Source organism: Vibrio sp. V38_P2S17PM301 (genome assembly GCF_009904845.1).
GTDB lineage: Bacteria > Pseudomonadota > Gammaproteobacteria > Enterobacterales > Vibrionaceae > Vibrio > Vibrio proteolyticus.
In genome coordinates, this window is record NZ_WXWO01000108.1 from 80,410 (window position 1) to 93,646 (window position 13,237).

Sequence of the window (13,237 nt, forward strand, 5' to 3'; positions counted from 1 at the left end):
CCTTCGCTGTGGTAAGGTATCGCCATTAGCTATCCTAATAACCAAGATACAAGACACCGGATCGATTATGAACAAGCGACGCTTACCCCTACCTCTTATTCTCCTTATTCCCATCGTGCTGCTGGTCATTGTTGCCATTGCCGGCGTTTATCGTTTCAGCCTCAGTGATGAGGAGATTCTGGCTAAGTTTCCTGCTCAGAAGGTGTCTGCTGATCCAATTGTAGATCAGGTTTTCTCGATTCAATCCGCAAATCCATGGACGATTGAAGTTCCGCAAAGCAAAGCATTCGCGTTTATCGATCAATATGACCCGGATCTCCACCAAGCTCGCGGCCGGTATGACGACGGCATCGAGCGAGGCCAAGTGGTGGTGGATACCCAACGGCTTATACCGTGGACGACCGAGGGCGACGCGCTCTATCTTGCGCCCATGGTGGTTTCCAATCAGGGTTCGGGGGCTTTTTATTATTTGACGCTGTTTCGTTTTGATTCGCAAAGAAGCCGTATGGTGGTGGCGGATACCCATTTTCTTGGCGACAGAATTGAAGTCACGGCTGTCACAGCAGAACCGAACGGAGTGCGGGTTAATATGAAAGTTCGTGAAGCTGGTCAATCAATGGCGGACGCACCGATGCAAAGTCACGCTATACTTTTTGCGATATCTTCGCAGGCTAAATTGCTGAAGACACAATAATCATCCTGTTGGAACAGGGGAAAGCGGAAGCTCAGGCCCACGTTGGTATCGGGCGTGCTTCTACAGCAATGCTGATATTTAACAAGGTATGAGAACGTCGTGACACCTGAAACAAAACGGAGTTTGAGATGATTAATAAGCGATTTTTTAAAACCAAAGACGAAGTGGAAGTGACTTTTGAGTTACCTCAAGAACTGGCCGGAGATTCGGTGGCGCTGGTTGCCGACTTTTTGCAGTGGCAGCCGATCGAAATGACGCGCGTGGCGAAATCCAAATGTTACAAATACAAAACCCGTCTGCCAAAAGACGGTGAGTTTGAATTTCGCTACTTGATCGATAACGAACGTTGGGTCAACGATCCTCATGCTGACAATTATAAGCCAAATGGTTTCGGTGAAGATAATTCCACTGTGGTGACGTACGCATGATTGACCACTTTTTTGCCGTGAGCTGGTCAAATGATAAATTTGGCCGAAGTGAACGCTTACTTGGAAAAGTCTGGTAAATATAAAAGGCGCAATTGCGCCTTTTTTGATCTTACTTTTACAATCCAAACCTAGAAATTTTTTTTCAAAACCGTAGTCTAATAACTTCGTTTACACTCTATTGAGGCTTATTGTGCGTCCGAAGTCTGTAGCTGCGCGTATTTCAGCGTGGTCAAAACAAAAAAAGATCCTAGCTGCGTGCCTTCCTATCGTAGCGATCGCGATCTTCTCTTCTTCGCGAGACAGCTCGCTCCAGGGCACTGTTGAGCTCTCGTTGCCGGAATCTCAGGTGATTGACACCATTCTGGCTGAAAATCAGGCGGCTCATGACATCCCTGATTATGAATACCAAATTTCGAAAGGTGACAACCTGAGCTCGATATTCAGCACGTTAGGATTCTCCTATCAGGAGCTGATGAGAGTCATGGAAACCGATTTAAACTATCTGGTGCTCGATACGCTCAAACCAGGTAATACACTACGCTTCTGGAAAACAGAAACCGGCGATCTGAAAAAAATGGAACTGGTGTTCAATATTGCTGAACATGCGGTTTATACGCGTCTGGATGATGGTTCGTTTGGGTATCGTGACGTTAAGATCCCGGGCACCTGGAAACAAGTCCCGGTGGTGGGAGAAATTCATGGCAGTTTGTCCGCATCGGTTAACAAACTTGGCCTCAACAGCGCTGAAATCAGTCAAATCGTGACTTTGCTGAAAGACAAGATCAACTTCAAGCGTGACCTGCGGGCTGGTGATCGCTTTGAAGTGGTGCAGTCACGTCAGTATGTCGGCGATGAAATGACGGGGAACAGCGAAATTGAGGCGGTCAGAATTTATAATCGCAATCGGGTCATTTCAATTTATTTGCACAGCGATGGTCAGTACTACGATCAGGATGGTAATAGTCTGCAGCGCGCGTTTCAGCGTCATCCGTTTAAAGGCAATTACCGTATGAGCTCCAAGTTCGATCCAAATCGTCACCACCCTGTCACTGGTCGGGTTGCCCCGCATAACGGTACGGATTGGGCTACGCCAAGTGGTACGCCGATTGTGGCAACAGGCGACGGTGTGGTGATCATGACTCGCAATCACCCGTACGCAGGCAAATATGTTGTGTTGCAGCATGGCGGCGCATACAAGACCCGGTATCTGCATCTGAGCAAGATTCTGGTGAAAAAAGGCCAGCGAATCAGTCGTGGTCAGCGCATTGGCTTGTCTGGCGCCACCGGCCGCGTAACCGGACCGCACATTCATTATGAGTTCATTATGCGTGGTCGTCCGGTGAACCCTGTGACAGCAAAAATTCCGATGGCCAGTTCAGTACCGAAAGCGGAAATGGCTCAGTTTAAGGCCAACCGTGACAAGCTCAACGCCATGCTAAAAGCACAAGAAGCCAAGCTAGCGAACGTGGAACCGAAAACCGAGCCAGTGGAAAGCTAACATCGCTTCTCCCCCGGTGTGTCTGGGGGAGAGCCTTATCCGGCCTGAGACAAGCGCATTTTCAAGTAATTGAGAAACAATTTCGTGCGGGTGTGTTCGTAATCCAGCTTCGGGTAATAGGCGTAGACGGTGGAATCGTTGGTCGTCACGTCGGGCAAAATGCGCACCAGAGCGCCCGAGCGTACATCTTCTTTGATCATTACATCATTGCTGATCAGAATCCCCATACCGTTTTTGGCGGCATAAAACAGCGCTTCGGGGTTAGTGGTGGCGAAGTTACCACTGAGAACCGTCCGCTTGCCTTTCGAAAACTTAAACTCCCGCTGGGGGCGTTCACCCCAAATCAGAACCTTATGTTGTTTGAGCTCCTCAATCGTGGTCGGCACACCGTACTCGGTAATGTAACTGGGGGAGGCGTAAAAACCGATCCGCTGTTCAAACAGTGGCGTGGCTTTGTAACTCAGCGAATTGAATTGTTCCAGTTCACGACTGATAAACAGATCCAGACTCATCTCCGGTATCTGGCCCGGCGCGGTGGTCGTCAGCTGAATCCGGATATCCGGATATTGCTTGAGGAAGTCGTCCAGATATTGAACCAGAAACTTTGAGCCGACCGCGATGGTGGCCCCGATTTTCAGCAGGCCCGCCGGACTTTGACTGACTGAACGGGTTTCATCGATGATGGACTGCAAACGGTCTATCGAATCTTTAGCGCGTTCATAAAACAGCGCACCGGCTTCGGTTTGCGTGACTGAGCGTGTGGTGCGTTTTAGCAGTTGCACACCAACCCGTTCTTCCAGCCAGTGAATCCGTTTACTGATGGCTGAGCTGGTGGTGTTGAGCCGGCGGGCTGCGCCGTTAAAACTGCCTTCTTCGACAACTTTTATAAAGCTGTCGATGCCTTGAATCCAATCCATATTCCCACCTTACACTCATTCCTAAAAGGACTTAATTTATTTCCATTTTAATAGATTATCACTTAAGAGTTGGTAATTTAGAATGGTTGATATGAAGAAAAATGATGCAGACCGTTTCAAAAAAACACCGATGCTGCTGGCGATGATGATCATCGCCACCGGGCAGGTAGGTGTGAGTATTTACTTTCCTTCACTGCCAGTGATCAGCGAGCAGTTGGCGGTGGGGCAAGCTCAGGTACAAATGTTGGTCACTCTGTTCCTGCTTGGGTTTGGGTTGTCACAACTGTTTTATGGCCCGATGTCCGATGCCATTGGACGCCGCCCGGTATTCCTGCTCGGTCAAGGCGTGTATCTTGTTGGCACAGTATTGTGTCTCAGCGGAGCGGACAGCTTTACGGCGCTGGAAGCGGGACGTCTGCTACAGGGACTTGGCGCCGGCAGTGCGTCGGTACTTGGCCGCAGCGTGCTGCGCGACAGTTATGATGGCGTGCACCTGACCAAAGCTTTGTCTTACATCTCCGTGACGGCATCGATTATGCCGATCATTTCGCCGGTATTCGGTGGCTGGATCGCGTTCCACTTTGGCTGGCAGGCGGTGTTTGTGTTTGTGCTTTTGTATTTGAGTGCGATCTTTATTCTCGGCTGGCGAATATTGCCGGAGACTTTGCCTTATGCCAAACGGCGCTTTCGGTTAAGCGATGTCGTTGTGACCTATTGGCAACTGATCCGCAACCCTCAAGTGATCAGCAGCGCCAGTTTCAACTGGGTGAGTTACCTTGGCAGCCTGGTGTCTCTGTCGGTACTGCCGTTTCTTATGCAGCATCAGTTGGGGTTGAGTGTTGCTGAGTACGGTTCGATCATGATCATTCCGTCTGCCGGGTTGCTGATTGGCAGTGTCTCGCTCAATGTGCTCAACCGTTTTATGTCCCGAAGCCGTTTGATGCTGCTCGCCATCGCGATCATTGTTTTTTCCGGACTGTGGCTGCTCAATACGCCGACGACTATTTTTAACCTGACCTGGGCGTTTACCTGTCTGACCATTGCACAGGGGATGTCGTTCCCGTTGTCGCTGAGCATGTTGCTCGAGCCGCACAAACGACAGGCTGGCGCCGTGTCTGCGCTGTCTGGTTCTGTACAGATGTGTATAGCCGGGCTGTTTGGCGGGTATCTGGTGGAGCACTGGGTGACCAATCAGGATGCGCTGGGCGGATTTTACCTGCTAGTGGCGCTTAGCATGATTACAGTGCTCGCGTTGCGCCAGTTTCGTCGTCTGGGCGGGCGAGAGTTCGCTTGAAACCCGAAAGGGGGTTGATACAATGCGCGAAACTTTTAGAGGATACCTCCATGCAACAGAAAGAATTTGAAGCTCTGGTGAAAGCCGCATGCGAACAACAAACCCTGCCACGGGCGCTGGAGCTACTGAAAACGAGTGACAACAGTGACGTGGCCGAAGCGGCATTGTCTTTGAGCGGCCAGTTTGCTTTGGCGGACATCGACGGTGAAAAGCGCATTTATCACGTCACGACGCAAGCAAATGATGATGGCGAAGAAGAAGAGTTTGTTGAACACGTCATGAATGAGGGTGATGACGTGATTGCATTCGTTGCCTGGTTCTTTGATGCGATGTTTGAAGTAAAGCGTAAAGATACGTATCAAGCAGCAGGGAAGACCTATCGTCAACCAAAACGTGACAAATAAAAATGTGATATGGCGCTTGTTTTTTCTGTGATCCCGATTACAATTCTTGGCGGTATTTCCAGTGCATGATCGGAGACAAGATGAGTTACGAACTGGGTTCAGCCTATCTGGGACAGATGGTGGCAAAACAAGCGATGCATGAAGCGTTTTACGGTAAGCCAAAAGCGAAAAAACCATCATTCTTTAAAAAAATGATGAAAAAGATGGCGAAGTAATAGACGCCAGCAAATGGACTTTCCCAAAAAGCCCCGGCAGTGATGCCGGGGCTTTTTACTGGTTTGCTGTCAGACACTCCGTTCAGGCGTCAAGATTGACCACGTTGTCCGGGACGTACTTTAAACCCCGCTCATCCAGCCAGGCTTCCAGATTGTCACAACCACCAACGTATTGGCCGTCAAGCCAGATCTGTGGCACCGTTACGGGCGTTTTTTCGCCGATGATGGCTTTGACTTCGGGAATCATTCGATATAGCGCTGCGCTTTCTTTTACCACGTCATGGTAGCGGTATTCGATACCTGCATTGTCCAGCAGCTGTTTGGCTTTGACGCAATAAGGGCATGTTGCTTTACCATAAACAATGTTGCCTTTTAACTTGTCTCGTTTGGTCCACGATTGAATCACCGACTGCACCAACACACCGCGATTGAGCGCTTCCCCCTGACTGACCACTTTGCCTTCGACAACCAGAATCGGCGCATGCCATGCCCCCAGTTTCAGCGGTTCCCACCAGTGTGACAGCCAGTCTTTGACTTCCAGCTCTACGGGTACATCAGCCAGTTCATGCTCAAACGTATCATTGAGAATGTCTTTGGTCAGAGTGCACTCGCCACAGGGAATATTGACTTTAAATGGGCCCCAGCTTCCCGCCCAGCGGTAAAGGGTGATCTTAATTGGCTTAGCCATAGGTGTTCTCTCTCACATTGCGCTTATCCCATTAGAACCGTCTAAGACTGAATTTCTTTCAGCATACGACGGGATTTTTTCGCTTCCCATTGGGTGATAAACGCGACAGAGCCGATAATAAAAGCGGCCCCGAGCCACAAACGACCAGGCGGAACCCAACTAAAGACCAGCCAACCTGCCAGTACGTTCAGCGGCAACTTCGCGTTATCAAATGGTTGAACAAATGAAGCGTCGGCCACCGCATACGCTTTAACGATAGCCCACTGAGCCAGCGCTGTCATAACCCCAGTGCCAATCAATACCAGCCATAATGTCGCGCTTTGAGGTGTCTGCCATTCCGGAATGGCGAGGAAAATATTAAACGGAGTGATCAGGATCAGCAGATAAACCACCATGGTAGATGGAGAGTCGTAACTGGAGAGTTTTTTCACCATCAGCGAATAACAGGCCCAGAAGAACGCCGCGCCGACCGGTAATAGTGCAGCCCAGCTGAAATCATCAGACCAGGGTTCCAAAATGATCATGGCGCCGACAAATCCGGTCAGGGTAGCAATCCAGCGTGCCGGACCAACATTCTCTTTCAAAAACAATCCCGAACCGAGGGTGGCGAATAACGGAGAGGTCATCAGCAGCGCAATTCCCTGCCAGATTGGCACTGGGTAAGCCAAGGCCCACAACCACAACTGAATGCCGATAACGGCCAGAAAGACTCGAAATACATGAGCCGGAAAGTGGTTCGTTCGCAGTGAGTGGCGAATCCCTAAGGTTCGCAGATACGGCAGAATCACAATCAGGGCAACGGCATACTGAATAACAGCGACGGTTGTCGACGTCAGGCCATAGTGAATACTGGCGATTTGAGTCAGGCTATTGACGATGGCGAAAGCTAGGCCGGCGGTCAGCATCCAACTGGCCCCCTGGACTGGATGATGATGTCTGGTGATCATGAAATTAAAGCTATCAGTAAAAAATTCGTTAAATCATATACCCAAGTGAATGCAATAAGCGAGCGTCTGCATAGATTATCTGCTGCTATTTCAATAGGACGCCGCGTTGAAGCAGGCAATTGCGTGATGTCGGTGAGGATTATGACTCATATGGGTGGCACATCTGCCCGGGCTTTTTTATCTTGATTGGCGGGTGTGGCCTTGCCGCAGTGATGGTCGGTTTGGATTTCAGGGAGACGTAGCGATGCCAACCGAATATATGGATGACGTGGTTCAGGGAAAAAGAGTGATCCAACGCCTGGATGTGGAAGACTTACCACCGGGTGAGCACAGCTTTTGGTTTCAGGCCGGGACTCAGGCGCTTGGGCAGCCTCAGCATGTGCCAGTCAGAGTTATCAAAGGACAAAACGCGGGTCACCGGGTGGTGATCACAGCAGGCGTACACGGTGATGAAATGAACGGGATTCTCTCCGCCCAGGCGCTGGCTCGTGCGCTGCATCAGCAACCGCTGTGTGGGACGGTTGTGGTGTTGCCGCTGATGAATCTGCCCGGTGTGCTTAGTCACAGTCGTGATTTTACCAGCTCAGATCCGGAAATACCCAGCGCGAACCTTAACCGTGGCTTTCCCGGAAATCCGGACGGCGATGCGGCGCAGCGATACCTGCATGCTATCTGGACGCATTTACTGCAGCCGAACGCAGATATGGCCATTGATCTGCATACTCAGACACGCGGTACGGTTTATCCTTTGTATGTGTTTGCTGATTGTCGCGTCGAATCCGCAGCGACCCTGGCTCGATTGATGAATCCGGACATGATTTTAGATGATCCCGGGGAAGAGGGAGTGCTGGAGACGGTATGGAACAATCACGGTGTTCCCTGCATTACGGTGGAAGTCGGTATGGGTAAAGTAACCCAGCCGGATTTGATTGATCGAGCAGTGGCCGGTGTGATGAATACTCTGCGTCATTACGGCGTGTGTGAGGGGCAGGTCGTGCGCACGCAAGATACGATGAAAGCGCAACAGGTCATTTCGGTACGCGCGAGCTGTGGTGGTTTTGTTCTGCCACAGGTCAATTTACTAGACCGCATCAATAAAGATGATCTACTGGCGATCCAGTACGATGCGTTTGGCGACGAAGTGCATCGCTATCTGGCTCCGGATTCCGGGGTGGTGGTCAGTTATTGCAATGATGCGCTGCGTGAGCCCGGGGCGTTACTGGTGCGTTTGGTCAAATAAAAAAAACGCCTCCCGAGAGGGAGGCGGAAAGAACATGAAACTCTTTATAGTCTCTGCCGGGACTATAAAAATGAAGCACAAACGCTGCCGAGCATTTGTACTTACTGTATTGCAGTTCGCGTGCCACTTTTTAAGTGATTGATTTATAATAACTTGAAGTTTTGAATATATCCGATTTGCCTTCTTCTGGTGAAACTTGAACTTATCTGGTGCAATCAAAAAGGCCGAGCAGATGCCCGGCCTGAGTTTTCACGAGTATTTACGGACAGGTAAATATCAGAAGTCGTAACGTAGGCCCAGACGTACAGAATCGTTAACGTCGTAACCAGTGTCTTTATCGTCCAGGTTGTTCAGTTTATACGCAACGTAACCACGGATAGACTTGTTGAAGTCGTAACGTGCAGTCAGCTCGAAGAAGTCAGCAGTATCGACGCTGTCATTTTTCGCTGCGTCTTCTTCTTGTTTCACGTAAGCCGCAATCAGACGGAATTGTTTGGTAAATTTGTAGTGGCCCGCGAATTCGAGACCTTCAAATTCGGTATCCGCGTCGTCATCCAGATCACCCATGGTGTAAGTGGTTGCCAGGTACAGTGCGTCCATCTCGTAGTTGATACCAGCAATGATTTGGTTTGCCGAGCCAGCACCCTGACCATTGTCATTGGCCGCGTAGCCCAGACCAAAACCCAGGCCCATAGGCAGAGTGTAAATAGCAGAAATACCGTAGCCATCTGTGTCTTTTTCTTCGCCAGCAATGAAGCTTGCTTTAATCGATAATGCGTCGGTGTTGTAGCCGTATGCAAACGTGTTGTTGATCTGCTCGTTACCGGCATTGATAAAGGCTTTCTGATCGCCTGTGTAAGTACCGATATCTGACATGTCGGAGATTTGAACGCCTGCGGTGTCCTGACGACCAGCGGAGACTGAGCCGAAGTCGCCTTTCAGGCCCGCGAAAGCGTAACGTTGTTTGAATTCAGTGTTCGCGTCTTTGTCGCCAGAGGACAAAACAGATTGCTCTGCTTCGTACTTACCGAAACCAGACAGAGAATCGCTGATCTGAGTCGAACCCACGACGTTTACACGCACGCGGCTTTTGTTTTTCATTGTGCCTTCGATGTCTTTGCCGTCTTCAGCACCATTGAAGTCACCACGGAATTCTGCGCGGCCGCCGATTTTCAGTTCCGTGCCGTCATTGCTGTAAACTGTTGCAGCCAGAGAAGAACCAGATACCAATGCTGTCAGGATCGCAGTAGAAATTGCTGCTTTTTTCATTTTATTTACCTTATTAGTCGTACTTGAGCTTCATTGCCCGATTGTTTTGGGATGGGAAGTAAGGTAGATGTTTAAAATGAAAGTTTGATTTCTGGAGTGTGACTGTTAAGTGTCGGTTTTATTTAGAAAATATTAATTATGCCCGCTCTGATATGCAGAGCGGGCAAGCAGTTTTACTACAGATTAATGAGGAAACAATCAGTTTTCTCTAGACTTCGTTCTGATTTAATAGATTGATAAATCAACTGTTTTTATTGATTTCCTTCTCAACCATTTGTTTGAGCTGCGCGTACGGAATGAAGCCCGGCACAACGTCATCGCCAACAAAAATGGCCGGCGTACCGCGCAGACCCAAGTTAGTAAATGTTTGCAGATTTTTAATGATCGACGCTTCTACATCTTTATTCGCGACCAGATATTGTGCGGTGTTGGTTTTCTTCGCAATGGCCTCCAGAGACTCTTTGGTGTGACGGCCATTTTTCGCCACCAACAACGCATGCACCTGAGCGAATTTATCCGGTGCTTTCTGCCACACATTCAGCGCGTAGATGGCGGAATTGGTATCCAGTCCAGCCACTTGTTGCTGTTGCAGCGGTACGTAAATATTGATCACTTTCACGTCGTTATATTCTTTGACCAGTTGGTCGATGCCCGCTTCAAGTTTTTTACAGTACGGACAGTTGTAGTCGGTAAAGTTGATCAGCACGGTGTTGCCATTCGGATTGCCGGTGACACTGTGAACCTGGGTGTTGTTCAGCCAGGCCTGGCTAGCTTGTTTTACCTGTTCAAATTGCGCCTGACTTTCCACATACTGATTCAAGCTGGCGTGGAGATCACTGATAATATCAGGATTATTTTCCAGTAACTGCTGAATCTCGTTGAGCTGCTTTTGCTGAGCAGGAGAGAGCGAGGCCATCGCGTTGGCCGTGAAAAGCAGGGTGGATGCGAGTGCGATACTGACGATTGATTTTTTCATGTAGGTATTCCTTTATTCTCGCTGTCAGGCGAAGAGAGTTCTGAGCCACAAGCCAACCGGAGAGGTAATGCCGGTTGCGATGCTCTTGATTTTGCCGTCTTTGATGATAACGATCGTCGGCGTAACAGCGATGTTCCAATCCCGGCTAATATGCCCGGTGGAATCATTGAGTACGCTGAACTGATACTGTTTAGCCTGCATGTACTGTCGTACTCGTTCATCCTGACCGGATGAAAGTGCCACAGAGACGACAGTATGCTGGTCGGCAAAGTAATTGATCGTTGGGCTAACCCAGCGGCAAGCACCGCACCAGGTCGCCCAAAAATACACAATAACCGGTTTTTCACGGCTGGCTTTAATGACGTCGATGGTCTCACCAGATAGAGCCGTAGCCACAATCGGTGGCGCGTCTCCATCGGGCATATCGGCGCTGTAATAGCGATCCATGAGCAGTGAGATCGCCACCACAACGATCATCATCAAACCGAGTTCTTTTGACCACTTTTTGAGTCTTGAAGTCCGGATTGGTTCCTCACTTTTTCTTGTCATGATCGCTCCCGGCAGAGTGAAGGGCCTGTATTACCTCAGTATCACTGAGTATGACGGGCAGTGCGATTCCACTGGCGGCATCAGGCCCATACACTATGTTAAATGGCACGCCAAAACGGCCGTGTTCGCGCAGATAGGCCGTGACCGAATCACTGGGCTTGGTCCAGTCGCCCTGCATCAGTACGATGTCCTGCGCTTTCAGAGCGCTATAGACCGGATCCTGTAAGATCACGCCGATTTTGTTGGCTTTACAGGTGATGCACCAGTCCGCTGTGACGTTGACAAATACCACTTTACCTTGGCTGACCAAAGTCGGAATGGCTGTCGCATCCAGCGGCTGCCAGGTGAGATCGTCGACGATCGGGGTGGCCCAACTGTTGGCGGTCAGGCTGCCAGTGATCAATCCACCGCCCAGCGCGAAGATTGTCACCACCGCCATCGGCACCGTTGCCTGACGGCCATAACGGCGTGCGAGCAACACGCCTATGCTCAGCAGCACGGTTCCCATCATGAGCAGACTAAGCCCGGTGCCTGTAAAGTTTTTCATCAACCACACCAGCCATAGGCTGGTCAGGAGCATCATGCCCGCAAACAACCACTTAACGTGGCTCATCCAACGGCCGGGTTTCGGTAGCCATTTCACCAACGAAGGACAAACCGCCATCACCAGCCACGGCAGGCTCATGCCCACTCCAAGTGCGAAAAAAATCATCCACATTTCAAGGTAACTGGCGGCCAGCGCATAAGCCACGGCGGTACCGAGAAATGGCGCGCTGCATGGTGTTGCCAGCAGCGTTGCAAAGGCGCCCTGGATAAAATGACCCGAGTAAGAGTGATTTCCTTTCGTCGCCAGCCAGGTATTCAGGCCACCAGGCAATCGGAATTCAAACAGGCCAAATAGGTTGGCCGAGAACAGCAGGGTGATCAGTGCCATAAAACCAATGAACCACGGGTTCTGAAACTGAATCCCCCAACCCACAGCATGACCGGCGAATTTCAGTAGCGAAAGTCCCAGAGCCAACAGTAGGAACGAGGTGATGATCCCGCTTGCAGAGGCCAAAAATGACAGGCGAATATGACCACGAGAGGCGCTCTGGTTGACCAGCAAAGTGTTGATTTTCATCCCTAGCACCGGCAGAACGCACGGCATGATATTGAGGATCAAGCCTCCGAGTAACGCCACTCCTATCATCCATAAGACATTGCCATTTTGCGGCAGGGTGAGTGGCGTGGTCGACACTAGGGTGCGGGTTTCGGATAACAGCAGTGTGTCCGAAACGGTGATGAGCACGGATTTGTCGCGAAGATCTGCCTTACCCAGCCAGTTGCTGACGTGAAAGCGTGCAAACAGCGTGTGACCGTCAATCTGCAACGTTGGCTCGGAAAAGAAATCATCGGCAACGTCCGGACCATCGATCAATACCTGAGGCTCTTGCCAGGGAGTCTCGCTACGCAGTTCAACTGTCAGAGTCTGAGCGTTGTGATCCCAGTAGTTGGCCACGGCTTCAATCTGCCCGTTTCGGGTTGGCGTCTGGCTGCTGCCCTGAGCGAAGAGGTACGCAGCTTCACTGTCAGGGCTTAGATCGTGTGGATCTACGTTGAGCTCAATGGGGTAATCGGTGACCACACAAATGTTGGTGCAACTGGGCAGGCGCAGGTTGGCCTTGAGCCGGACAGGCTGGTTGAGGTCATTGACTTCCACCAGGAGTGGGAAGTGGACCTGATGCTTGTAGCCCAGCGTCTGCACACCCAACTGTTCGTAGTAAGCCGGAACTGGCCAGCGCCACTCGATGTTGCGAATATTTTGCGATTCACGCCAGTCCAGCTCCGGAGCGATGCCGCCTTCGCCGGGGCTGCGCCAATAGGTTTTCCACTCTCCCTCTAACGCGACATCAAGCACCATTTCCAGGGTGCGATTGTCACTGTCCAGGTGGCCGGTCGACAGTAACCGGACTTTGACGGGCGGGTGTGCAGGATCTTGTATCCAGCCGGTTGTTTGAGCCTGCACGGGCAGCGTGGCAAAGCACAGCATGACCAGCATCGCAGGTAAGATAAAGCGTCTGTCAGACAACAGACAAGTAATTAATTTGTGCACATGGTTTCTCCAAAAATAGTGAT

Annotated in this window: 14 protein-coding genes; 7 read left to right on the plus strand and 7 right to left on the minus strand. The window is 50.5% G+C overall.

What is annotated here, in order from left to right:
• Positions 1 to 67: 67 nt before the first annotated feature.
• The 3 genes from CAG64_RS22895 (at position 68) to CAG64_RS22905 (ending at position 2,620) form a co-directional block, all read left to right on the plus strand.
• Positions 68 to 694 (plus strand): hypothetical protein, encoded by a 627-nt coding sequence (locus CAG64_RS22895; RefSeq protein WP_161448068.1) that lies wholly within the window; start codon positions 68 to 70, stop codon positions 692 to 694.
• A gap of 128 nt (positions 695 to 822) precedes the next feature.
• Positions 823 to 1,122: an isoamylase early set domain-containing protein gene (locus tag CAG64_RS22900; RefSeq protein ID WP_021706215.1), complete on the plus strand. Its 300-nt coding sequence runs from the start codon at positions 823 to 825 to the stop codon at positions 1,120 to 1,122.
• A 190-nt stretch (positions 1,123 to 1,312) separates the two neighbouring features.
• A complete protein-coding gene (locus CAG64_RS22905) occupies positions 1,313 to 2,620 on the plus strand; it encodes a peptidoglycan DD-metalloendopeptidase family protein (protein WP_443084055.1) in 1,308 nt (435 codons plus the stop codon).
• A 35-nt stretch (positions 2,621 to 2,655) separates the two neighbouring features.
• On the opposite strand, the gene CAG64_RS22910 is transcribed toward CAG64_RS22905, so the two are convergent.
• The gene (locus CAG64_RS22910) at positions 2,656 to 3,537 is read right to left on the minus strand and encodes a LysR family transcriptional regulator (RefSeq protein ID WP_021706213.1); all 882 of its coding nucleotides are present in this window, start codon (positions 3,535 to 3,537) and stop codon (positions 2,656 to 2,658) included.
• 91 nt (positions 3,538 to 3,628) lie between these two features.
• Between CAG64_RS22910 and CAG64_RS22915 the strand changes: the two genes are divergently transcribed.
• The 3 genes from CAG64_RS22915 (at position 3,629) to CAG64_RS24010 (ending at position 5,450) form a co-directional block, all read left to right on the plus strand.
• On the plus strand, positions 3,629 to 4,831 hold the full coding sequence (locus CAG64_RS22915) for a multidrug effflux MFS transporter (protein WP_161457837.1): 1,203 nt from the start codon (positions 3,629 to 3,631) through the stop codon (positions 4,829 to 4,831).
• Between the two features lie 50 nt (positions 4,832 to 4,881).
• Positions 4,882 to 5,235, plus strand: coding sequence for a hypothetical protein (locus CAG64_RS22920; protein ID WP_161457836.1), 354 nt, complete (start codon positions 4,882 to 4,884; stop codon positions 5,233 to 5,235).
• Between the two features lie 80 nt (positions 5,236 to 5,315).
• Positions 5,316 to 5,450, plus strand: coding sequence for a hypothetical protein (locus tag CAG64_RS24010; RefSeq protein ID WP_021706210.1), 135 nt, complete (start codon positions 5,316 to 5,318; stop codon positions 5,448 to 5,450).
• A gap of 82 nt (positions 5,451 to 5,532) precedes the next feature.
• Here CAG64_RS24010 and CAG64_RS22925 read toward each other — a convergent pair whose 3' ends face one another.
• Together CAG64_RS22925 and CAG64_RS22930 are read right to left on the minus strand one after the other, a co-directional pair.
• Positions 5,533 to 6,138: a glutaredoxin domain-containing protein gene (locus tag CAG64_RS22925; protein ID WP_021706209.1), complete on the minus strand. Its 606-nt coding sequence runs from the start codon at positions 6,136 to 6,138 to the stop codon at positions 5,533 to 5,535.
• Positions 6,139 to 6,179: 41 nt separating this feature from the next.
• Positions 6,180 to 7,085, minus strand: a complete 906-nt coding sequence (locus CAG64_RS22930) for a DMT family transporter (protein WP_161457835.1) — start codon at positions 7,083 to 7,085, stop codon at positions 6,180 to 6,182.
• A gap of 244 nt (positions 7,086 to 7,329) precedes the next feature.
• Here CAG64_RS22930 and CAG64_RS22935 point away from each other — a divergent pair, with 244 nt between their 5' ends.
• Positions 7,330 to 8,325 carry a succinylglutamate desuccinylase/aspartoacylase family protein gene (locus tag CAG64_RS22935; RefSeq protein ID WP_161457834.1) on the plus strand — a complete coding sequence of 332 codons (996 nt, stop codon included), beginning with the start codon at positions 7,330 to 7,332 and terminating at the stop codon, positions 8,323 to 8,325.
• 276 nt (positions 8,326 to 8,601) lie between these two features.
• Here the strand turns inward: CAG64_RS22935 and CAG64_RS22940 are convergent, their stop codons facing one another.
• The 4 genes from CAG64_RS22940 to CAG64_RS22955 form a co-directional block, all read right to left on the minus strand.
• The gene (locus CAG64_RS22940) at positions 8,602 to 9,594 is read right to left on the minus strand and encodes a porin (protein ID WP_161453293.1); all 993 of its coding nucleotides are present in this window, start codon (positions 9,592 to 9,594) and stop codon (positions 8,602 to 8,604) included.
• Positions 9,595 to 9,835: 241 nt separating this feature from the next.
• Positions 9,836 to 10,570: a thioredoxin domain-containing protein gene (locus CAG64_RS22945; protein WP_021706205.1), complete on the minus strand. Its 735-nt coding sequence runs from the start codon at positions 10,568 to 10,570 to the stop codon at positions 9,836 to 9,838.
• Positions 10,571 to 10,594: 24 nt separating this feature from the next.
• On the minus strand, positions 10,595 to 11,119 hold the full coding sequence (locus CAG64_RS22950) for a protein disulfide oxidoreductase (protein ID WP_237668182.1): 525 nt from the start codon (positions 11,117 to 11,119) through the stop codon (positions 10,595 to 10,597).
• A complete protein-coding gene (locus tag CAG64_RS22955) occupies positions 11,103 to 13,160 on the minus strand; it encodes a protein-disulfide reductase DsbD family protein (protein ID WP_237668443.1) in 2,058 nt (685 codons plus the stop codon). The genes CAG64_RS22950 and CAG64_RS22955 overlap by 17 nt, the downstream gene beginning before the upstream one ends.
• Between the last annotated feature and the right edge of the window lie 77 nt (positions 13,161 to 13,237).